This is a genomic window from Lactiplantibacillus modestisalitolerans (assembly GCF_005405425.1).
GTDB lineage: Bacteria > Bacillota > Bacilli > Lactobacillales > Lactobacillaceae > Lactiplantibacillus > Lactiplantibacillus modestisalitolerans.
Genome location: NZ_BJEA01000014.1, coordinates 66,416 through 87,258, shown reverse-complemented (window position 1 = coordinate 87,258; position 20,843 = coordinate 66,416). Strand labels below are relative to the sequence as shown.

The following is a 20,843-nucleotide window of genomic DNA, read 5'->3' as shown; positions in this document are numbered from 1 at the left end:
AGAAAGGTCGTTGTCCTTTGCTTACCATCGTCGATTTTCGCCAGCGCTTCTGGTTCTTAATTTTTTCCATTTTTCTTAATTCAGCTTGTAACGCCCTCACGATTGCCACCAATCTAGGTAGTGCGGTTTGGACCGGCTCGAGCGTTAACCTCTCCAACTGGATCAACGTGCCACTGGGAACGACGCTTTTCATGTACGGGATCGTGGTGACGGTGCTCAACCAACTAATGCTTGGTCACTTTGACCGCCGCCGGTTTATTTCGAACCTCCTGTATACCGTTCCGTTCAGTTACCTCGTTGAATTTATCGGTTACTTTTGGAGCTGGCTGGGGATTCCCCAGTTAACGTTGCTCCCGCGGCTCATCCTGAACATTATTGGATTGCTCGGCGTGGCGGCCGCCGTTTCCATTTATCAGCGTTGCAACTTGATTCAGCACCCTAACGACGACCTCTCCTACATTTTGCGGTTCCGCTTCCTGCACGGTTCGGCAATTCTGGGTCAGTGGACGAGCTACTTGCCACCCATCACGATTACGATTTTGGCGTTCATCGCGACTGGCCAGTTAAAGGCCATCGGGTTTGGAACGGTCTTCGCCCTGGTCGCACAAGGCGCACTCATGGTGTGGTCGGATCAGCACGTTTTCCCAAGTTTGAAGCACCATGTAGACGTCTCACGAACAAAACACGCTTAAACGCAACCAAATGCTAATTCCCCACCGTAATAAATTAAACGGTCCTTTTCATTAACGCGTCGGGACCAATATCCTTGAAATTTGAGCGTGTGTCAAAAGTCGATTAGCTGGTGAGCATTAACGGCACAAGGCGAATAATCCCAGGTTTGGATTGTTTGACTGACGGGGTTAAGCGGAGCCAACTGACTTTTAGCGCCCGTTTCGGCTATTAACATGATGCAACACATAAGAGAGTGTTCAAGCAACATTCCTTATCAATTAATTAACTCACTTTAACGCTCGCACATCATGCCTAGGTGGCCATAAATAATCTTGCCATTCGTATCTGGCTTAAATCGTTTTCAGCCGGCCCCTAGCACAATGCGTAACTGCCATGTACAATAAATGGATTTCCAAATTAAAAGAACATCAGCGCAATGCTGATTAATGCATCTTAAATCAATAGTACTGCGGAATTGTCTATTTTACACTTTCTTTTCTTCTATATATTTCAGGGCAGCATAATAGAGCGCAACCAACGCCGATGAAAGTAAAGCACCTGCCACAATGTCGGTAAACCAATGGACCCCTGATATAAGTCTTCCTACTACCGTTACTACAATAATCAAAACAGAAACTATTTCTGCTATCAACAGACAAACTTTTTTATCTTGTAAATAATAATGAAACTGCGACATGGCCGTAACCATAATACAAATTACAATCATTGTATGAGAAGACGGAAAAGATGCTTCTAAACTTTGAGAAAGAATTATCGGTCTATAATTGATGATTACAAACTCAAAGAAAATATAAAATACAACAACTATAAAATAAAATACGCCAAGCAATAGAATGCGTGGATCAATTTTCCAAATGCTCTTACGTTGGATAAGTTGGATCAATCCCAAGATTGCAAATCCTAAAGCAATTACCATGGCAACAATACTTAACCAATCAGTAATGTCATACCAAAGAAGGTTCACTCCAAAAGAATTAAATATAAACTGATTAAGAGTAGCAAGTCCGATTTTAGACTGTTCTGGTCCGATAGGCTGTACGTCAATGGTCTTAACCATAACAGTAAAAAATATAAAAATTAGGAACAAAATTTCTGTTATGATGACATATTTCTTTGTTTTCTTTGATTTCTTTTGCATAGTATTACATTCCTTTCTTCTTGCTGCAATAAATCGCCTGCAGGGTTAATTTGATTATCTATTTGCGTAGTTCGAGGTACAAGAAAACTATCGTCACAATAGAAAAAAGCTCTGACACTTATCGTGTCAGAGCCTATTCCTAAGGGATTTATGACTATTTTTGTTTGGTCCCAATTTGTTTTAACAATAGATATATCTTTACCACAAAAAATAAAAACAGCAAAATAGTCGCATATGGTTCTCGTGCCGCAGAAAATAAACAGATTGCTATAGCGCTTGTTACGATAGAAGCTTTTGAGGTAATGCTACACAAACGTTCTTTATCAAATAAAACAAAAGCAAGTTTAGCAATCCCAAGCCCGATTATAAGTAAATAAATAACCCAATATATTCCAATATCTATCCTTGATAAGTGAGTAATCGATAGAAGATTTACATGATAGACATTGTTACCTTGAAGTTCTCCGTAAATTGGTAATACAATAAGTCCCACCGTCAATACGTCCATCATTCCACTGATAATATTATAAATTCTTTTAATATTTGAGGCGTTCTCGGTTTCTGCAAGGTCAATTAATTCTTCACTTGATAGCAGTTCATCTATGGTTACAGAAAAAAAAGCAGAGATACTTTTGAGTGAGTCAATGTTGGGGTAACCTTTTCCACTTTCCCATTTTGAAATTGCTGTTCTTGATACATATAATTGCTTTGCAAGTTGTTCCTGTGTTAAACCTTTCCCAGTTCTAAGTCGTTGCAACTTTTCGCTAAACTCCACGATTGCCCTCCTGTTTACTTTTTTCACTCTCATACATTCACCAATAACTTTTTGTGTTCTCTGGTATCAGCACATAACTAAATATAGAAATGTCGAGTATCCGGATTTCTTTACACAGCTTCTGTGCTTGCCGTTTCAGCAGTTGATACCTGCCATATCGCCTATACTCTTACTTAGGTCACATTATATGCGGATTTACGAACAATAGAAATAGATAGAATACAAATAATATGTTATATGTAATCATGCACTGAAATTCCAGTGTCGCCTGCCGACAATCACGGTTAAACTGTGATCTTGCTTGTAAGGCCCCGAATTAAAAAATATTTCGTTTGAGGAAATAACAAAGTCTAGTTTAGACAGTCATTTTCAAATCTTCCTGCCAGCAAAGTAACGCTAACAATAAGGGGGGCAGACAGCTTGGCCTGTCCAGCATTACGACGATTTTGAATTTTGAGCGGCACGTATTTTCTATACAAGGATCCTAAAATTTTAAACCACGCGATGATAACTGATTATGAATCTGAAGGTTATCCTAAAACTGGCCTAACATAGGACACACTCTTTTGCTTGCTGATGCTTGAAATGTAGCTTTGTCAGGCTATTTATATGTTTTCAAGGTTTTGGTTAATTAGCTAGCACAATGCATATGTACATCAAGTAACTGGTCCTATCTTCGATAACAACTAGTTTCGCATCAATCACCCAAAAGCGCCACCCGGCTGAACTAAATGGTTCTACCAGGTGGCGCTTTCATTATCCTTGAATTCTTTGTAACTAAATCTCAATTATTTAAACAATCAGTGCCGCTTAAAGCATGGTTTCTCTGAGCCGATGGTTGACACGCCTCTCATCTTGCCTTAATAATAAAAGTTAACTCTAAGTAAAATGGACGGTAATGCGAATGGATCTTACACAATTAACCAGCCAAATCGTACTGATGTTTATCCTCATGCTCGTCGGCCTGCTAACAAACAAGCTCGGCTTCATGCACGGTCAAACGTCGACCGACTTGACCAACATTCTGCTATACATTGTTTCACCTTGCCTGATTATCAAGGCGTTTGAGCAAAGCTTTTCCGCGGACCGTCTACAAATGCTGGGCCGGGTCATCCTCGGAATCGTCATTAGCTACGTGCTGATGATCATCATCACGCAACTCGTCTTCAAACGGGTCGCCGATGCCAACCTCCGTCGAATTATGCGTTACGGGTCGGTTTACTCCAACGCCGGTTTCATGGGAATTCCATTGACCAGCGCCCTGTTCGGCTCAACCGGCGTCTTCTTTGCAGTTGCGTCACTAGCCGCTTTTAACATTTTTAGCTGGACACACGGAATCAGCCTCTTTACCGGTCGGCAAGGGAACCGCCGGGATAATTTGAAACAAATTATTTTAAATCCCAATATTATTGCAATTATTTTAGGCTTGCTACTTTTCGTAACGTCGTTTCAGCTACCAAAATTGGCTAACAGCGCCATCAGTTACGTCAGCTCGATTAATACGCCACTGTCAATGATTGTCATTGGAAATAGTTTGGCGGACGTTAAGTTGAACCGGACGACGCTTGACCGCCGTCTAGGTTGGGTCCTCCTATTGCGCAACTTACTGTTTCCCTACCTGATGATTGTCGTGCTTGAATTACTCGGAATCAGCGGCATTCCACTATTTACCACGGTCCTCATGGGGGCTTGTCCAGTCGCCGGACTAGTCGTTCTTTTCACGTTAAAAGTTCACGGCAACCCCGGACCGGCAGTCACGCTAATGAGTCTGTCAACGATTTTAGCGGCGGTTTCAATCCCACTGGTCTTTGCACTGGTAAGTCTCCATTAACCGCAAACCCAATTTCGGGGAGCACGCATCAAATCAATCTAAAAAAATCCGCTCGTCAAGGTAACCCCTTGGCGGGCGGATTTTGCGTTTCAAACCCTTTTTATTTATTCGCAACCCGGACCACGCGTGGATAGTGGACAAAATGCGCGTAGAACCCGATTACAAGCAGAACGACGCCTAAGCCGCAGACGCCAGCCCAGCCGGCGAAGCCCCACAGGAGGTTGCCGAAAAACGAGCCCATCGCACCACCCATGAAGTAGCCGAACATGAAGACCGAATTAAAGCGGCTGCTGGCCTTCGGATCAATGCTCTGAACCCGGGTCTGGTTTGCCACCTGGCCAAACTGAGTCCCAAGGTCCAAAATCACGATTCCAATAATTAAGCCGGCTAAGTGGGTCCCAAACAGGGCAAACACCCCGTAGGCTACCGTCGATAAAACCAGCCCCCAGCCAATAATGGTTCGCGGCCGGAAACGATCCGCTAGGCGGCCGATTAACGGGGCCGCTAGCACCCCGGTCACCCCAAGTAGTGCCAACAAGCCGGCTTCCCGACTCCCCCAGCCGTACTGATGTTTTAAGTAAAAGACCAAGGTCGCCCAAAAAATATTGGACGCGCCAAAGATAACAAAACCGTTAACCGCGGAAGCCCGTAATACCGGGTACCGCTTTACGAGTTGGGGGACGGTTTTAATTAGCGCCCGGTAAGTCGTCTTGCGCACTGCGACCGGGTCCTGTGGTAACTTTTTCCACAGAACGAGCCACAACAAGCCAATTAAAATGGCAGCAATCAGGTAGACCGCTTGCCACGGTAAGACGCTGGCCAATACCCCACTGACCGTTCGTGAAAGCAGGACCCCGACTAGTAACCCACTTAAGACGTTACCGAGTACCTGGCCGCGTTGCCCGTCTGGTGCTAAAAAGCCGGCGTAGGGAATGATGACTTGCGGCGCCACCGAAGTAATCCCGATCAATAAACTGGCCGCCGCATAGACCCAGATATTGGGGGCCAAAAACGCGAGTAACGCCGAAATAATCGCCAGAATCAGTAGACGCATAATGAGTGTCCGGCGGTTCATAATGTCACCCATCGGCACAATTAAAAGTAAGCCAAACGCGTACCCTAATTGGGTGATCATCGCGACAGCGCCAACGACGGCGTTGGCGAGGTGGAATTGACTGGCAATGTCCGCCTCAATTGGTTGAATATAGTTAATGTTGGCAACGACAATCGCCGCCGAAACCGCCATTAATAAAACGGTACTTGAATTTAATGATTTCGATTCATTTTTCACAACAATTTCCTTCCTCATATTAAGTCGTTAGTTAAGTTAACGATTAGAAGGCTTGTTCCACCCGAATAATCAGCCAGTGTTGTAACTGCCGATTAACGGGGATTGCTGGTGATTGCATCGCCTTGCTACCCCCACTTTCAAATTTTTAAGTTTCAGGGGGGCGGTTCAACGGCCATTTTGGCGAAGCCGACCCCGTCTTTATCAATAATATTATTATTTTAGCACAACTATTACGACGCACTAATTATCATTGGGCCACTTAAATAGGATAAGTAATTTTATCGTGGTATACTTATTAATTGTGTTTAATTAATTATTCTATGAAAGGGCGGTACTATGCCAACAAATCAATCCGCGTTGCCACTCGATGCAAACGGCCAACCCTATCACCGGACTTGGCTCGTTTTGACGTTGCTCGTCGGAACGTTTTGCACCTTTATTACGCAAACTTTACTAACCACGGCGTTTCCCACCTTAATGGCTTATTTTCACATTTCGGCCAACGCCGTCCAGTGGCTAACCACTGGATTTATGTTGATCATGGGGATCATGATTCCCGTGAGTGCTTGGATGCTCACCCGGATCAACTCCAAGGTCCTGTACCTCGCGGCGATGATTATCTTCGGGCTGGGAACCATCCTGGCCTACTTCGCCGTTAATTTCCAAATGTTGCTAATTGCTCGAATGATTCAGGCAATGGGCGTTGGCATCTCCGCCCCGGTCTTCCAGACCATTATGTCATCGGTCTATCCCCCCGAAAAGCGGGGCTCCGCAATGGGGACGGCCGGAATCGTCATTGGGCTGGCGCCCGCAATTGGGCCGACCCTTTCCGGCTGGATTATCGATAACTATTCTTGGCGCGCCCTATTTCTCTTTATTATGCCGATCAACTGGGCCGTCATCTTAGTCTCGCTGTTCACCCTCCGGAAGGTCTTACCAACTTCCAAGCAACCGATTGACTGGTGGTCCGTCATCATTTCAACGATTGGGTTCGGGAGCATGCTTTACGGCTTTTCATCCGTTGGCGAGTCCGGCTGGGGGGATCCGGTCGTGATTACCACGCTGATTGTCGGCGCGTTGTTCATCGCCCTATTTACCCACCGACAACTTCACATGGATAAACCCTTGTTGGAACTCCGGGTCTTCAAGATTCCGGCGTTCACGCTCTCCGCAATTCTGACGGCGCTCGCGTACATGTCGATGATGGGAATCGAAATGATCCTACCACTTTACATTCAAACGGTACTGGGACGTTCCGCGATGGATTCGGGATTAATTTTGCTCCCAGGCGCAATCATGATGGGAATCATGAGCCCGATTACTGGCCGGATTTTCGACCATATCGGTGCCCGGCGTCTCGCCATGACCGGGATGCTGTTGTTAACGCTCGGAACGGCCTTTTTCCTATCCATCAGCGCCACCACCCCAATCCTCTGGATTATCGTGGTGTACGCGGTTCGAATGTTCGGGCTAACGATGGTCACGATGCCAGTCACCACGACCGGAATCAACGCGCTACCGTTTAATCTGATTTCACACGGAACGGCCGCTAACAACACGTTACGGCAGGTCGCCGCTTCCATGGGGACCGCGGTTCTGATTAGTATTTATTCCAACGTTTCGAAATGGAACATGCCGAGTCACGGACTCCTAACTAGCGCCCCGCTGAAATATCAGCAGGCCAGCGTCGACGCGACCTTAACCGGTTACCACATGGCGTTCATCGTCTCGCTACTCTTCTGTCTCCTCGGCTTCGGTCTTAGTTGCTTCCTCAAGCCGCGCCACTCCACCGACGCTCAAATCGGAGGTGACGCCAAATGATGATTGGACTCTTAATCGTTGCCACCTTCGTTTTTTCCGGCGTCATGATTTTTGCGCGGCAAGGACAAGCGCGCCTACTGAGCGTCATCATTAGCGGGCTAGTCATCGCGGGTAGCCTCGTGGCGCTCGTTTTGAACGACAACTACCACTGGGGGATGCAGCGGGTCACCACGACGCGGACTGAGACCCTCACCCCGTTAAAAACGACGCAAACCGCCCTCGGCATTCAACCGTTGGGAACTGGGAATGAGCACGTCATTGTGTACCGGGTGAAGGGGACCACTAAGCCCCGCCACACGGTCCGTGCCTTGTCGACGACCACCCAGCTCAACCGCGGGACCAAGGCCCAAGTCAAGGTCACGACCACTCGTTGGCAATACCGCAACCACTTTGCGCAACTTTGCTTCGACCTCGGTAAGGACACGGCCAACAACGTCGTTAGTCGCCACTACCAGTTCACGGTACCCACCAATTGGCAAACAACGACTATTCAAGCTACCAAATAAAGCTACTAAAAACAGCGAACTCGTTAAAGTTCGCTGTTTTTTTGGCTCTGTACCAATTGGGGTTGAGATTCCGCAGAACGGTTACTGAATTAAGTTTAGCGGATAATCTTTCCGGTAGTCTCAGCAAACCGATTGAAAATTAAATTGGTAGCCCTCGTAGTAAATCAGCACCATATCTCATAGAACCTATTTTTTTAGTTGGGGTACGGAGAGCCACAAGCATCAGGAAACTTAACTTACGACCGGTGTAACAAGAACCCCTTGCCAACGAAGAACTGGCCCGTGTAATCATCCGATTGCAACGTGTACCCCTGAAACCGCTGACCCGCTACCTTACCGCGCGTTTTCGCCAGTGTCCAGTGAACCGTGCGCGCCGGCTGATTGCCCCGCGCGGGTAACCGCAACGTAATGACGTTCTTTTTCAAACGCCACCTAAACCGTTGCATGGTTTTCTTAGTAACCAAACTCCCCCGACCGTCGTCCTGAAACATCACCCGCACCTGCGCGTCCTTAGCCTGCTGGCCATCAGCACTGAACAGCCGGTCCGCTTTTCGCGCTGGGTGTTGATTCATTCGAACCGTGACGGTCGTATCACTGAAAATGTACCACGGATCAGTCTGCACTAGCCGGTCCCGTAAGCTCGGCCGGGTGAGCCCCCAAATCAAAATAACTGCACAAATCCCAATAATACTTATGATGATCAGCCGACCGCGCCGGCGTTGCGTTTTTGGCATGCCACCATCCCTTTCGAATCCGAGATTGTAATCAAAAGCTTCGGCCATTTATATTTTTGGTGAAACGTACGCCCCTTCTGCGAGATAGCCGAAATGTGTTCGGCCAGACTGGCATCTACGCTTGCTACGCTAAGGCGCCATCGCCAAACCCAGGCCGCCCTGCCTTATAGCCGAAACGTGTTCGGACCAGCTGATGCCTGCGCCTACTACGCTAAGTCGTCACGTTCACCTGCTATGTAGCCGAAACGTGTTCGGTCAGACTGGTATCTGCGCTTGCTACGCTAACGCGCCATCGCCAAACCCAGGCGATAACGCCTTAGCTAGGCAATGCTCAATACCAACCCGTCTGCCCTCACACTCTCACTAATTGGCTTCAGTTTACCATTTACCAAGCTTGCTGACCACCGGCACGCAACCACAAAAGCCCTACAATTATTAGACTCATCGGTCTAACAACTGTAGAGCTTCTCAAAATCACAACCACACCGCATGTCTGAATGATAATTAGTAGAACATCTTTGTTCCGACTGATGGTTGCTCTTTTCCTGCAATACAGCCGAAACGTGTTCGGCCAGACTGGTATCTGCGCTTGCTACGCTAAGTCGCTATCGCCAAACCCAGGCCTGCCTTATAGCCGAAACGTGCTCGAGCCAGCTGATACCTGCGCCTACTACGCTAAGTCGTCATTGCAAAAATCGCAACAACGCCTTAGCTAGGTAGTGCTCAGCATCAACCCGCTGGCCCTCACACTCTTAACAACACCGCAATCAACACCAGTGCCGTCACCACCTGCAAACTCCCAACACCCAAGCCGAAAAGCGCCAAACGCTTACCAGCCTTTAAGAAGTTCGCCAAGTTCAACCGGAGCCCAATTGCCGCCAACGCAATGATTTCAAACCAGCTACTAATCGTATGCGCAGCCGTTGAAAGCATGACCGGTAAAGTAAACAAGCTGTTCAACGCACATAAGATCAGAAAGCCCGCCACGTACCACGGCAACCAATGACCATTCCCGTTGCCAGTCTCCTCAGCTTCTTCAGTCAATTCATTAGCTAGCTCGCGCTGGTGCATCCGCCCGAAGACCAGCACCACCACGATCAACATCATAATCCGCATAATCTTAAAGATGGTCGCAAACTGAACGGTCGGCTGGTTAATCATACTAGCCGCCGCCACAACTTGCCCCACCGACTGTAGGGTTCCCCCAATTAGGGCCCCCTTCAAAATGACGTTGGTGCCAAAAACGACCGTCCCCAATACGGGAAGGGTCAACATTAAGACCGTCCCCATTAAATTGACCAGCGTAATAATGGTTCCCTTTTCGTCTTCATCCGCATCAATCACCGGCGCAATCGAGGCAATCGCTGACGACCCACACACGGCGTTCCCACCGGCCATCAGCATTCGCATCGTCGGGCTAAAGCCGAGCTTTTTACCTAGCCACAGGGCTCCGGCAATCGTAATTGTCATTTGAATTAAAATGAAGAGCACACCAAAGCCACCAATGCGGCCAATCGTTTGCACCGTCATTGTTGCTCCCAGCAACATCACCGAATATTCCAATAATCGGCTTTCCGCATACTTGGTCCCACGACCAAGTACCGGTTGCTTTAAAAACGTATTGCCGGCAACGATTCCCAGCAAAATGGCAATGGTTGCCGCGCCTAACGCTGGAACGACCCCCGCCAGTAATTGACTAATAATTGCAATTAAAAAACTAACCAGTAATCCTGGTAAAATACCTTTAAACTTCATCTTCTTTTTCTCCAGTCTTCTCTGATGATTTTCATTATACGGAAGAGATTTACATTTGAGAAATAAATTATTATGATAGATACTATTAATAAATATAATAGGAGGAACGACCATGTTCAAACAATTGCAGACCTTTTGCACGGTGTTCGAAACCCGCAACTTTTCCCACGCGGCCGAGCACCTCTTCATTTCACAACCCACCGTCTCCACTCAAATCAAGCAGCTCGAAACGGAACTCCAAACGACGCTGTTTCGGCGCAACGGCCGCCAAGAAATTGTGCCAACCGCAAGCGGCCGGTTACTCTACCGGGAGGCCCAACAATTGTTAGAAACTTGGGATAGTACGAAGGAGGCGGTCCACTCCACCCACCACATCGTGCAGACCCCCTGCCGTATCGGTGCGTCCCACACTACTAGCAATCTGATTTTGCCTGGTTTGTTAAACCAACTATCAGCGAGTAGTGACCGCTTCAATTTCGACGTCAGCCTAGGAAACTCCGCTGAAATTTTAACGGCGATGTCCCAGCACAAACTTGACTTTGGCATCATTGAAAAGCCACTCGTGACCGAACACCTCAACCGGTGGGCGTTTGGCCAGGACGAGTTGGTGCACGCTGGTAATTTTATGAGCCCCCTCTGGCTATTGCGCGAACCCTATTCGGGAGTCCGTCACTACACCGACGCCTACTTGAAGGCCCAAAATATTCAGCCTGAGCAAGTAATGGTGATTCATAGCAATCAACTCATTGCGGACATGCTGGCGCGTGGGCTCGGACAAACGGTGATTTCCAAGCACGTCGTGGCGGCTAACGTACCCACCCAAGCCATCGGTGCCCAGTACCAGCGGCGCTTTTTCCTGTTGACCCGAGCGGAGGAGCAACCCGATTTGCTGCCCGTTTATAAGGCCGTGACCAACTACTTAGAACATTGGGGATGAAATCACGCCAAACGCAAACCCACCGGCAACCGAGCAACAATGCTCCGGTAACCGGTGGGCTTTTTATGGGTCGCTATAACTTAGAACGACGCTATTAATGGAAAAATTCTGTTTAATTTTTTCATTTCAAAAACTGCTATTAAATTAGCGCGCCAGCACCGCTTGCCACTGCTGCCAAACGACGTCGTCAGCGTACTTGCGGCTACTCCGGTAGGCACCATCGCTCAACCGTTGTTGCCGTTTCGGGCTCTCCAAAATTTTCGTTAACCCCGAAACTAGCTGATTTACCACACCATCCTTAGCTAGGTAACCGTTTTGGCCGTCCTTAACGACGTCCTTCGGGCCATAATTAATATTATAGGCCACCACCGGAACACCATGGCTCAGCGCTTCTACTAATGAGAGCGGTTGGGCGTCACTCACGCCGGTATAGACGTAGGCGCCGGCTTCATCGTAGGCGGCGCGCAGTTCTGGCTGATAACCCGGAAATTGCACGGCAGCCGTCAATTCGAGTTGCGCGACCTGTTGCTTTAAGGCGTCGACGGCGTTGCCGTACCCGTAAATCACCAGGGTCGCGTCTTTGATGCGTCTTTTAACCTGGGCGAAGGCCGTCACTAACTGATCGACTCGGCGCTCCTGATCAACCCGCCCAGTATAAATAATTTCATGCTGGTGGCGCTGTGCCATCGGAACTGGTTCCTGGTTGGCTTGTTCAGCGCTGACCACCGCCGCCGAAACGGTGAAAATGGGCCGCTTAGGCGCCCCCCCTAACCACTGGGTCAAGTCGGCCTTTTGTTGCGCGGTACTCGTAATCAGCCCGTCCAACGATGTCAGGTACTGGTGAATGCCGTAAACGTAGGCACCGTTCAAGTTCGAGTAAACCTGATCACGCGGATCGACCGCGTGCGGCGTTGGCAACCATAAGTACTTCTTAGCTGGCGTTTGCATGTTGATTACCGGATACTGGGCTGCCAGCGGCCGGTCCGCAATAAAGGTGTTGTGACCGCCAGCCTGCCGATTGAGCTCGTCTAAGAAGAAGCGGTACCACTCCTGTTCACCGTTGAAGTAATAGTCACGCCCCTGATAGCCAATCAATTTGCACAGCGTGACCACGTTTTGACCGTTTGCGTCGTGGGCGTAATATTGTTCCGCGAAGCGGGTCCCATCCGGCCGGTAAAACAAGTCGGTAATGACTTCCCCACTCGGCGCGTAAAATTGGTCGCGAGCTTTAAAACCGCGCTCATCATAGTCGGTGCGTTGAACGCGATTATTGAACTTATCGAAAATTTCAATGTAATAAACGTGACCCACGGTGCTCGGAACGAAGTGGACCTTCGCTACGAGCCGGTCACCAGCTAAAACCTGACTCACGTTAGGATTCGGCTTAATGTCGTAGGCGGCTGGCCAGTTCAAGTCCGCCATCCGAACCACTCGCTGGTCGTAATTCTGCGTTCCACGGAAAAAGTCGAACAAGTTAACGACCTGCTCGTCCGTTAAGTTAAAGCGCCGCATATTTTGATGCAACAATCCATCAAACTGGCGAGTCACCAGTTGGGCCGGCACCTGATGAGCCTTAAAAAGCTGCAACCGTTTGAACTCGGCGTGTTCCACGCCCGAATTCAACGCCATTAGGTATTGGTTAACGAAAAAAATCATTTTGCGGCCCCCTCTGCTGACTGATAGAAACGCTTGGCATCCGCCATTAGCGGTTGCCACCGCTGCCAAACGGCGTCGGTACCGTAACGCTGTGAATCCTGGTAAGCCTGCTTGCTAAACGCTTGCATTTTAGCTGGTGATTGTAGCAAATCAATCATCGCGTCAGCAAGCTGCTGCTCGTCGTTGACCGGTACCAGGCGTCCGTTTTGACCGTCGCGAATGATATCACGCGGTCCGTACTTCACATCGTAGGCAATCTGCGGCACCCCGTGGGCTTGACCTTCCAATAATGCCAGCGCAAAGCCTTCCGCCCGCGACGTTAACATTGCTAATTGGGCGTGGTTATATACGGCGGTTAAATCGGTCGTGTAATCATTAAACTTAACGACCCGACTGAGATGGAGCGCGCGCACTTGTTGCCGGAGTTGCTTACCGGTATCACCGTTCGCGTACCCCCAAAAGTCCAGCGTCGCTTCCGGGAGCGCCTCATGGACCTTTTTAAACGCCCGTAGCATTTGATCCTGCTGCTTTTCTTCCGCTAAACGGGCCACAAAAATGACCTTCCCCGGCGTCCGTTGCTGCCAATCCGGGTGCGGCGCGTTCAATACCGCATCCGGAACGATCCCAACTGGAATCGCGTAAACCGGTGGCCGCTTACCAAAACGGGTCGTAAAGTCGGCCGTCTGTTCATCCGTCGACGCAATCACGCCGTTCCACTGATCTAAGTTATGAATCGCATAAGCATAGTTAAAATTAAGACTCGCCGTTTGCGGGTGTAACGGATCGTTGACGTGGTTACTGTGCAGGTGCATCACCTTAAACGCCTTAGTCCGCATGTGCAACGCCGCGTAGGCCAGTTCGTAGGTCCGGTCGATCACGAAGACCGACTGTGGCGTTTTGCGGTTTAATTCGTCCAAAAAGAAGGTCGTCATCGCAGTTTCCCCCGTAAACGACCAGTCCTGACCACCATAGTCAATGAAACGGTACAGCGAGTTTTCCACGTGGTTTTGGCGGTCAGCCATGTGAAACGTTTGGTACACGACGTGCCCGTCCGGCGCAAAAACTTGTTCCGTCGCCACCTGGCCGTCAAAAGTGTAAAACTGTTCAAGCCCTTTAAAACCGCGGGTATCGTACCAGTCAGTTTTAACGAGTTTGCCATTTTGATCATAATACTGAACATTATTCAGCTGCTTAGCGGTGCCACTAAAAGTATTTACCCGCATTAGCAGTTGGTTATTTTGATAGACTTGATAATTATCACCATCCGGCTCAACCCGTAAATCGGGGGCCAAGTGCAAATCCGCAATGGTACATTTGACTGGCTTAAACCGCGTCGAGTGCTGCACAAAATCAAATAAATTAATTTGATTGTCGGTGGCAATGCCAGCCGTCTTTAAGGTTTGGTGCAGTGATAATGAAAAGAAGCGGGTCACCATTTTCGCTGGTACGTGGCGCTGATTAAACAGTGCCAACCGCTTCATTTGCGCGTGTTCGATCCCGGATTTCTTGGGATTGATACTAGTATTAACAAAATAATACATATAATTCTCTCCCTCACAAAGTCAGTTACTAATTGTTTCTGATTATAACAAAACCAAGGGTTCGTGTTGGGCAATGCGCCACAACTTTACCATTTTATACGCTTTTAATGGCCAGTGTTCGCAAGCCCACTTGGCAATCCCCGTAAACCCGGGGGTACGCCTGAACTTGGCTTCCTTCTATATTATAATAATAATTGACTAATAATAGCAGTGAATTGTTTGGTTTTTAGCTAATTCATCAACAAGTTATCCCAACCGCGCCCCGCCAACGGCGAACGCCCGTTCTAAGGAGTGCGGCTCTGGGGTCATTCTTTGCGGTCAATTTCACATTAGCCCTTAACGAAACGCTTCCATGATGGTACAATTTAAGCTAAATCACAGCTAATAATAGGGGTGAAGTAATTCGATGAAAATTAAAAATATGATTTTATCTTCATTGGCAGCCACCGGCTTAATCGCCGTTGGTGCAACGACGGCCAACGCGGACACGGTCACCGTCAAAGCTGGCGACACCGTTAGCGAAATTGCTGAAGACCATCAATCGACAGTTAGCGCTATTCAACAAGCCAACCACTTGCAGAACGTTAATTTAATTTATGTTGGTGATCAATTAGAAGTTAACGGCGCGGCACAAACTCAAGCGACGACCCAGTCAACGACGACGCAACCGGCAACGGTCCAAACAACGACCGTTCAACCAGCTTCAGCCGCAGCGCCTGCTTCCACGGCGCCAGCTAGCCAAGCGCCAGCTAGTCAAGCACCGGTTAGTCAGGCACCAGTTAGCCAAGCGCCAGCTAGTCAGGCGCCAACTAGTCAGGCACCAGCTAGCCAAGCACCGGTTAGTCAGGCACCAGTTAGCCAAGCGCCAGCTAGTCAGGCACCGGTTAGTCAAGCACTAGTTAGCCAAGCGCCAGCTAGTCAGGCACCGGTTAGTCAAGCGAGTCAAGCGAGCCAGGCGAGTCAGGCTAGTCAAGCTAGTCAGGCAAGTCAAGCTAGTCAGGCGCCATCATCAGCGGCACCAAGTTCAGCAACTTCCGCCGCTAAGCAACCGGCCCAGCAACGGCGGTGGGTCCCAATGGGCGCCCGCGCAACCGCACCGGCCAGCCAAGCAAGCCAAACTAAGACGAGTCAGGCAGCAAGCCAAAGTGCCCGTCCAACCGCGACTTCAACCGCAACCAGTTCGGCACCCGCTTCGTCTGCCGCGGCAACGTCGACCGCTGCTAGTCAAGCACAGTCCGCTTCAACGACGGCTACTAGCACCACCAGCACGACCGAATCGTCCGCTCAAGCTTGGATTGCTAATAAGGAATCCGGCGGGTCATACAGCGCCACCAACGGAAACTACTATGGTAAGTACCAGTTAACAAAGTCACTCCTCAACGGTGACTACTCCGCTGAAAACCAAGAAGCAACGGCGAACAACTACGTTCAAAATCGTTACGGTTCATGGTCCTCAGCCAAGAGTTTCTGGCAAAATAACGGCTGGTACTAACTAGTCCGCTAACAGTTGAATTTTTATGAGGGTGATCACTAACTTGGTTGGTAATCACCCTTTTTGATTAAGAAAGGCGGTTATTCACGTGCACCTAAGCCTCACGCAAACGACAATTGCAACCCAAACTTACTGGCTCGGTCAGACGGCTAACGGCTTGGCCTTCGTTGGCCGGGCGAATGGTCCTAAGGATGAGTGGCGGGACTTTTTCCCAGCCGCGACGGCGACGGTCGAACCTAATGCGAATCAGGCCGCGCAGGCGGTTCTGCGGGACTTTTTAACCGGGAAAACGCTACGCTTCGACGCGCCCCTTGATGACACGGTCGGAACGGCGTTTCAGCGCCAAGTCTGGGCCATCCTGCGCACCATTCCGTACGGGCAACAAGTCAGCTACCAACAGGTGGCCCTGCAACTAAACCGACCAACCGCGGTCCGGGCCGTTGCCCACGCGATTGCCCGCAACCCTTGTTTAATTGCGACCCCCTGCCACCGCGTTGTGCGGCAAGATGGCACCCTGGGTGGTTACCGCGGTGGCCTACCAATGAAACGGGCGCTACTTGCGCTTGAAGCGCGCACGATTAAAACGCGTACAAGCTTGCCCGAGTAAGTCAACTATGTCATGATTAAAGTAATTCAATTAAAGGGGGACCCCCAATGCTTTCGGTTACCAATATTAGTAAAACCTTTGGCACGGTTAAAGCGTTAAACAACGTTTCGTTTGACGTCCATGACGGGGAAATCATGGGTTTGATCGGTCAAAACGGTGCTGGGAAATCAACTACTTTTCACAGCATCCTAAATTTTTTGAGCTTTGATGGCCAGATTACCTGGAATGGCCAGCCACTTTCAGCAAGCGACTACGATCAAATCGGCTACTTACCCGAGGAACGCAGTCTGATGCCGAAACTGACGATTACCCAACAAATCGTGTACTTAGCCCGGCTAAAAAATCAGCCCGCCAACGTCACTAAGTCCAAGATTGCGTCCTGGATGAAACGCTTTGCCGTGAAGGGCCAACCCAACGACCGGATCAAAAATCTGTCGAAGGGGAACCAACAAAAGGTTCAACTGATTTGCACCCTCATTCACGATCCCCAACTCATTATTTTGGACGAACCCTTTAGTGGTTTGGACCCGGTCAACGCCGACCTGCTGAAAGCCGCCATCATTGACGCTAAAAAGCGCGGCGCGACCATCATCTTTTCTAGCCACGATATGAGTAACGTTGAAGAAGTCTGCGATTCGTTAGTGATGTTACGCAACGGTCAGGTCGTTTTAAACGGCACGATTGACGGCGTTCGTGAACAGTTTGGACGGACCCGCCTATTCTTAACGACCGACTGGTCCGCGGACCGCTTAGCCGCGCTCCCCGGCGTCATTGACGTTAAACCGTTGGGAACGGAGCGCTACCAATTACGCTTGGCGGACGCAACGGCTGGTGAAGCGATTTTTGACCAGGTCACGGCTGGCCACTACATCCGTGAATTTAGTCAGCAACCGCCAACCTTAGACGAAATTTTCCGGACAGAAGCTGGGGGGCCTCAACATGAATAAAACTTGGATTGTCACCACCGAAACTTACCTCCGCCAAATCAAGTCGTGGAGTTTCCTAATGCTCGTTTTGATGCCCTTCCTGTTCATCGCCTTCACCTTCGGAATCTCGTACTTTGCGGTTCCCGACGCGGCGAAGAGTGACGTGGCCATCATCAGTAGTCAGACCGCGCTCCGCAAGAGCTTCATTAAATCAAGCGACGTCGCCACAACGTCTAAATACACGACCCAAAAACGCGCCCAACAAGCAACGAAGCGCGGCGACATCAACGGGTACCTCGTGTTAGCGACTAAGGGCCAACGCGTCACGGCAACCTACCACGGTCCGGACGAGCTCAGCAGCGGTGAGCAAGCTAAAATTCAGCGCTTTTTAACGACCGCGCAAGCCCAACTTAACTTGCAACGCGCCCAGCTAACGCCTAACCAAACGCAGGCGCTCGCGGTTCAACCGCAATTCAAACAACGGTTACAAAAAAAGACCGCTTCGGATCAAATTGCCAAGCGGGTCTCCTTTTACATCATTGTCTTTTTCGTTTACTTAATTTTAACGACCTACTCGTCAATCACTGCCCAGGAAATTGCCGCCGAAAAGGGCACCAAAATCATGGAAGTGATTTTCTCGAGCACCACGCCGCGTAAATACTTTAACGGCAAGGTCTACGGGGTGCTGCTGGTCATCTGCACCCAACTCCTCGTTTACTTAATTGGTGGGATTGCAGTTGTTCAGTTAGCTGAACGCAGCCGTTTAACGGCCGACTTCTGGCAGCAAAACGTTGACGTGATTTCGCAAGTTTTGCATAACTTACTCTCAATCAACCTACTGTTCGCACTGCTGGCCGTCCTCCTCTACACGATCATTTCCGCCTTTTGCGGTGCCCTGGTTACGCGGGTCGAGGACGCTGGTAAAGCCGCTCAGCCAGTCGTTTACCTGAACTTACTGACATTTGCAGTGGCCTTTGCGTTTCAGAGTAACCCAACCAGCCCGTTCGTAACGGTCTTCTCGTACGTGCCGTTTTTCTCCTCGTACCTGATGCCGTTACGGTTAATCAACGGGAACGCGACGATGATCGAAGCGGTCATTGCGCTCGGCTTACTGATTGTTACCATCATCGGCAGCATGCTCTACATTGGCCGGATTTACGGTGGTCTGATGCTTCAAACTGACGACCTCGGCCTGTGGGGGAACTTCAAACGCGGCCTACAATTAAAATAAGTCACTATCCAGCGGACGGGAGCCTAGTGCCCCCGCCCGTTTTTTGGTTGCCGCCGGGGTAAACTTAAACTCAGCAGTAAAATAACGAGAACCGCAACCCCCATCATTAAGAAGCTGGCCCGGGTTCCAGCAATCGTACTTAAACGTTGTCCTCTGAAAAACAAAACAAGGCCGTAACTTTTGTTACCGCCCCGTCACTTTCAATATTAATCACCATAAACTTCTTTAATTAAGCCCATTGCGGACCACGCTTTTGACCAACCAGCATAAAATGCTAAGTGGGTCACGATTTCAACGGCTTCCTGCTTCGTAATGCCGTGGTCCTTACCCATTTTAAAGTGGGCTTTGAGTTGGGGAAAACTGCCACTCGTCATTAAACTGGCAATGGTAATCATGCTTCGATCACGTAAATTAAGTCGGTCTTCCCGGGACCAAACTTCACCAAATAGAACGTCATCGTTTAATTCGGCAAATTTCGGTGCTAAGTCGCCTAAGTTGTCACGTCCTGCAGTTTGTTTAACTGTCATCTTGAGTCCTCCTATCTGAATTTCGATTAAATGATGTGCTTAGCCTAACTTGGCATAAGTAGCGTCATCAACGGGTTCTAACCATTCGCTAGTCCCCTTAGTAATAGCCACGTGGGTAAACCAACTATCCTTGGTTGCCCCGTGCCAGTGCTTGACGCCCTCGTGAATCGTCACGCTATCACCAGCTCGTAACAATTGCGCGGGTTTGCCAGCTTCTTGGTACCAGCCTTCACCACTCGTAACGAGTAAAATTTGATAGCCGTTGTGATGAATATGCCAGTTATTCCGGCATCCGGGTTCAAAGGTAACGTTGCTGACGTTAACGTCGGTCTGATCATCGCCACCTAAATGTTGTAGGTAACTCGTTCCAATAAAGTATTGTTGGTAGGCCACGTTTTTTTCGCCAAGGCCAAAAACGCCGCTAGGTTTGGTTGCTGTCATAAAATAAAGACTCCTTTAGTTGTTATTAACTTGGTAGGTTTTACAATCAATATGGATAGCTTACATCTTAAAGTGCACTTTAAGTCAACCACAAAGCTTAAACTTGCTAAAACAAATTAACGTGCTATTATCAACCTAAAGTAACTTTAAGAAAGTGGGCTAAGTATGACAACTACTACGGATTCTACCTATTCAATTGGCGACTTTGCGAAGGCGGTTGGTTTAACCGCCCCGACGCTTCGTTACTATGAAGCGCAAGGCTTAATCGAACCACATCGCAGTACGAATGGGCGACGCTATTACCAGGAAAACGACGTTAACTGGGTTAAATTTCTACTACACCTTAAGGGAACTGGGATGAGTATTAGCGAACTCAAACAATACGTTTTATGGCGTGCTGAGGGTGACGAAACCATCCCCCAACGCCTGGCCCTCCTTCAAAAGGTCAAAGCGGACTTCCTAGTGCAATTTAACGAAGTTCAGCACCATTTACAGATCTTAAACGACAAGATCAACTGGTACGAAGAAAAGGAAGCGGGCGTAACGGATGACCCGGAGGATTTTGCAACTTACTTGAAGCGGTTTGGACACCATGAATAGCCGCAATTAAAATAGTTTCCATAAAAGAAAGGCTCTATGATAAGTGGTGTTAATCTATTAAAAAGATGCCAGTTGAGTTTTCAACAACTCATTATGCTTAACATAATAAGCGGTCAAACAGGTTGAACCGTTCGATAGAGGTTAAACTAAAGTCAACCGTAAAGCCTCTTATTAAGGCATGACTAGCCAGTAGCGGGTGTAACCATAACTCAACTGCGAAATTATTCTAAGCCGGAAGTGGGCTGCTTCCGGCTTAGAATAAGGCTCGAATTTGAGATTGCGGGGTGGGTTTCCCCGTAAGCTCAAATCGATGCCCGCAGTGTTCCAGCCAACCGGTTACA

At 48.8% G+C, this 20,843-nt stretch carries 19 protein-coding genes; 10 read left to right on the top strand and 9 right to left on the bottom strand.

What is annotated here, in order from left to right; genetic code table 11:
• Positions 1 to 17 precede the first annotated feature (17 nt).
• Positions 18 to 692, top strand: a complete 675-nt coding sequence (locus tag FFM79_RS09335; protein WP_137643207.1) for a YczE/YyaS/YitT family protein — start codon at positions 18 to 20, stop codon at positions 690 to 692.
• A 464-nt stretch (positions 693 to 1,156) separates the two neighbouring features.
• Here FFM79_RS09335 and FFM79_RS09325 read toward each other — a convergent pair whose 3' ends face one another.
• Complete coding sequence (locus FFM79_RS09325; RefSeq protein WP_137643206.1) at positions 1,157 to 1,831, bottom strand: phosphatase PAP2 family protein; 675 nt, start codon at positions 1,829 to 1,831, stop codon at positions 1,157 to 1,159.
• A 154-nt stretch (positions 1,832 to 1,985) separates the two neighbouring features.
• The gene (locus FFM79_RS09320) at positions 1,986 to 2,606 is read right to left on the bottom strand and encodes a helix-turn-helix domain-containing protein (RefSeq protein WP_137643205.1); all 621 of its coding nucleotides are present in this window, start codon (positions 2,604 to 2,606) and stop codon (positions 1,986 to 1,988) included.
• A gap of 904 nt (positions 2,607 to 3,510) precedes the next feature.
• On the opposite strand from FFM79_RS09320, the gene FFM79_RS09315 reads away from it, so the two are divergent.
• Positions 3,511 to 4,437 (top strand): AEC family transporter, encoded by a 927-nt coding sequence (locus FFM79_RS09315; RefSeq protein WP_137643204.1) that lies wholly within the window; start codon positions 3,511 to 3,513, stop codon positions 4,435 to 4,437.
• Between the two features lie 100 nt (positions 4,438 to 4,537).
• Here the strand turns inward: FFM79_RS09315 and FFM79_RS09310 are convergent, their stop codons facing one another.
• Positions 4,538 to 5,746, bottom strand: a complete 1,209-nt coding sequence (locus FFM79_RS09310; protein ID WP_137643203.1) for an MFS transporter — start codon at positions 5,744 to 5,746, stop codon at positions 4,538 to 4,540.
• A 318-nt stretch (positions 5,747 to 6,064) separates the two neighbouring features.
• Here FFM79_RS09310 and FFM79_RS09305 point away from each other — a divergent pair, with 318 nt between their 5' ends.
• Entirely contained in the window at positions 6,065 to 7,549 is a 1,485-nt protein-coding gene (locus tag FFM79_RS09305) for a DHA2 family efflux MFS transporter permease subunit (RefSeq protein ID WP_137643202.1), read from the top strand.
• The gene (locus tag FFM79_RS09300) at positions 7,546 to 8,055 is read left to right on the top strand and encodes a DUF4811 domain-containing protein (protein ID WP_137643201.1); all 510 of its coding nucleotides are present in this window, start codon (positions 7,546 to 7,548) and stop codon (positions 8,053 to 8,055) included. Before FFM79_RS09305 ends, FFM79_RS09300 begins: the two co-directional genes overlap by 4 nt.
• 236 nt (positions 8,056 to 8,291) lie before the next feature.
• Here FFM79_RS09300 and FFM79_RS09295 read toward each other — a convergent pair whose 3' ends face one another.
• Together FFM79_RS09295 and FFM79_RS09290 are read right to left on the bottom strand one after the other, a co-directional pair.
• Positions 8,292 to 8,789: a hypothetical protein gene (locus tag FFM79_RS09295; RefSeq protein ID WP_137643200.1), complete on the bottom strand. Its 498-nt coding sequence runs from the start codon at positions 8,787 to 8,789 to the stop codon at positions 8,292 to 8,294.
• A gap of 744 nt (positions 8,790 to 9,533) precedes the next feature.
• Positions 9,534 to 10,544 (bottom strand): YeiH family protein, encoded by a 1,011-nt coding sequence (locus tag FFM79_RS09290; RefSeq protein ID WP_137643199.1) that lies wholly within the window; start codon positions 10,542 to 10,544, stop codon positions 9,534 to 9,536.
• A 112-nt stretch (positions 10,545 to 10,656) separates the two neighbouring features.
• Between FFM79_RS09290 and FFM79_RS09285 the strand changes: the two genes are divergently transcribed.
• Positions 10,657 to 11,481 carry a LysR family transcriptional regulator gene (locus tag FFM79_RS09285; protein WP_137643198.1) on the top strand — a complete coding sequence of 275 codons (825 nt, stop codon included), beginning with the start codon at positions 10,657 to 10,659 and terminating at the stop codon, positions 11,479 to 11,481.
• Positions 11,482 to 11,625: 144 nt separating this feature from the next.
• On the opposite strand, the gene asp1 is transcribed toward FFM79_RS09285, so the two are convergent.
• Positions 11,626 to 13,137: an accessory Sec system glycosyltransferase Asp1 gene (gene asp1, locus FFM79_RS09280; RefSeq protein ID WP_137643197.1), complete on the bottom strand. Its 1,512-nt coding sequence runs from the start codon at positions 13,135 to 13,137 to the stop codon at positions 11,626 to 11,628.
• Positions 13,134 to 14,678 carry a glycosyltransferase family 4 protein gene (locus tag FFM79_RS09275; protein ID WP_137643196.1) on the bottom strand — a complete coding sequence of 515 codons (1,545 nt, stop codon included), beginning with the start codon at positions 14,676 to 14,678 and terminating at the stop codon, positions 13,134 to 13,136. Before FFM79_RS09275 ends, asp1 begins: the two co-directional genes overlap by 4 nt.
• Before the next feature lie 406 nt (positions 14,679 to 15,084).
• Between FFM79_RS09275 and apf the strand changes: the two genes are divergently transcribed.
• From apf to FFM79_RS09255, 4 genes are all read left to right on the top strand, one after another.
• The gene (gene apf / locus FFM79_RS09270) at positions 15,085 to 16,170 is read left to right on the top strand and encodes an aggregation-promoting factor (protein WP_137643195.1); all 1,086 of its coding nucleotides are present in this window, start codon (positions 15,085 to 15,087) and stop codon (positions 16,168 to 16,170) included.
• A gap of 88 nt (positions 16,171 to 16,258) precedes the next feature.
• A complete protein-coding gene (locus tag FFM79_RS09265; RefSeq protein ID WP_137643194.1) occupies positions 16,259 to 16,777 on the top strand; it encodes a methylated-DNA--[protein]-cysteine S-methyltransferase in 519 nt (172 codons plus the stop codon).
• A 47-nt stretch (positions 16,778 to 16,824) separates the two neighbouring features.
• On the top strand, positions 16,825 to 17,724 hold the full coding sequence (locus FFM79_RS09260) for an ABC transporter ATP-binding protein (RefSeq protein ID WP_137643193.1): 900 nt from the start codon (positions 16,825 to 16,827) through the stop codon (positions 17,722 to 17,724).
• Positions 17,717 to 18,934 (top strand): ABC transporter permease, encoded by a 1,218-nt coding sequence (locus FFM79_RS09255; RefSeq protein ID WP_137643192.1) that lies wholly within the window; start codon positions 17,717 to 17,719, stop codon positions 18,932 to 18,934. Before FFM79_RS09260 ends, FFM79_RS09255 begins: the two co-directional genes overlap by 8 nt.
• A gap of 206 nt (positions 18,935 to 19,140) precedes the next feature.
• Here the strand turns inward: FFM79_RS09255 and FFM79_RS09250 are convergent, their stop codons facing one another.
• The gene (locus FFM79_RS09250) at positions 19,141 to 19,461 is read right to left on the bottom strand and encodes a carboxymuconolactone decarboxylase family protein (protein ID WP_137643191.1); all 321 of its coding nucleotides are present in this window, start codon (positions 19,459 to 19,461) and stop codon (positions 19,141 to 19,143) included.
• Positions 19,462 to 19,500: 39 nt separating this feature from the next.
• Positions 19,501 to 19,902: a cupin domain-containing protein gene (locus FFM79_RS09245; protein ID WP_137643190.1), complete on the bottom strand. Its 402-nt coding sequence runs from the start codon at positions 19,900 to 19,902 to the stop codon at positions 19,501 to 19,503.
• A 165-nt stretch (positions 19,903 to 20,067) separates the two neighbouring features.
• On the opposite strand from FFM79_RS09245, the gene FFM79_RS09240 reads away from it, so the two are divergent.
• Positions 20,068 to 20,502: a MerR family transcriptional regulator gene (locus tag FFM79_RS09240; protein WP_137643189.1), complete on the top strand. Its 435-nt coding sequence runs from the start codon at positions 20,068 to 20,070 to the stop codon at positions 20,500 to 20,502.
• Positions 20,503 to 20,843: the final 341 nt, after the last annotated feature.

Coding starts and splice junctions, on each gene's coding strand:
- FFM79_RS09325 (WP_137643206.1), bottom strand. CDS start 1,831: ATGCAAAAGAAATCAAAGAAAACAAAGAAATATGTCATCATAACAGAA.
- FFM79_RS09315 (WP_137643204.1), top strand. CDS start 3,511: ATGGATCTTACACAATTAACCAGCCAAATCGTACTGATGTTTATCCTC.
- FFM79_RS09310 (WP_137643203.1), bottom strand. CDS start 5,746: ATGAGGAAGGAAATTGTTGTGAAAAATGAATCGAAATCATTAAATTCA.
- FFM79_RS09305 (WP_137643202.1), top strand. CDS start 6,065: ATGCCAACAAATCAATCCGCGTTGCCACTCGATGCAAACGGCCAACCC.
- FFM79_RS09300 (WP_137643201.1), top strand. CDS start 7,546: ATGATGATTGGACTCTTAATCGTTGCCACCTTCGTTTTTTCCGGCGTC.
- FFM79_RS09295 (WP_137643200.1), bottom strand. CDS start 8,789: ATGCCAAAAACGCAACGCCGGCGCGGTCGGCTGATCATCATAAGTATT.
- FFM79_RS09290 (WP_137643199.1), bottom strand. CDS start 10,544: ATGAAGTTTAAAGGTATTTTACCAGGATTACTGGTTAGTTTTTTAATT.
- FFM79_RS09285 (WP_137643198.1), top strand. CDS start 10,657: ATGTTCAAACAATTGCAGACCTTTTGCACGGTGTTCGAAACCCGCAAC.
- asp1 (WP_137643197.1), bottom strand. CDS start 13,137: ATGATTTTTTTCGTTAACCAATACCTAATGGCGTTGAATTCGGGCGTG.
- FFM79_RS09275 (WP_137643196.1), bottom strand. CDS start 14,678: ATGTATTATTTTGTTAATACTAGTATCAATCCCAAGAAATCCGGGATC.
- apf (WP_137643195.1), top strand. CDS start 15,085: ATGAAAATTAAAAATATGATTTTATCTTCATTGGCAGCCACCGGCTTA.
- FFM79_RS09260 (WP_137643193.1), top strand. CDS start 16,825: ATGCTTTCGGTTACCAATATTAGTAAAACCTTTGGCACGGTTAAAGCG.
- FFM79_RS09255 (WP_137643192.1), top strand. CDS start 17,717: ATGAATAAAACTTGGATTGTCACCACCGAAACTTACCTCCGCCAAATC.
- FFM79_RS09250 (WP_137643191.1), bottom strand. CDS start 19,461: ATGACAGTTAAACAAACTGCAGGACGTGACAACTTAGGCGACTTAGCA.
- FFM79_RS09245 (WP_137643190.1), bottom strand. CDS start 19,902: ATGACAGCAACCAAACCTAGCGGCGTTTTTGGCCTTGGCGAAAAAAAC.
- FFM79_RS09240 (WP_137643189.1), top strand. CDS start 20,068: ATGACAACTACTACGGATTCTACCTATTCAATTGGCGACTTTGCGAAG.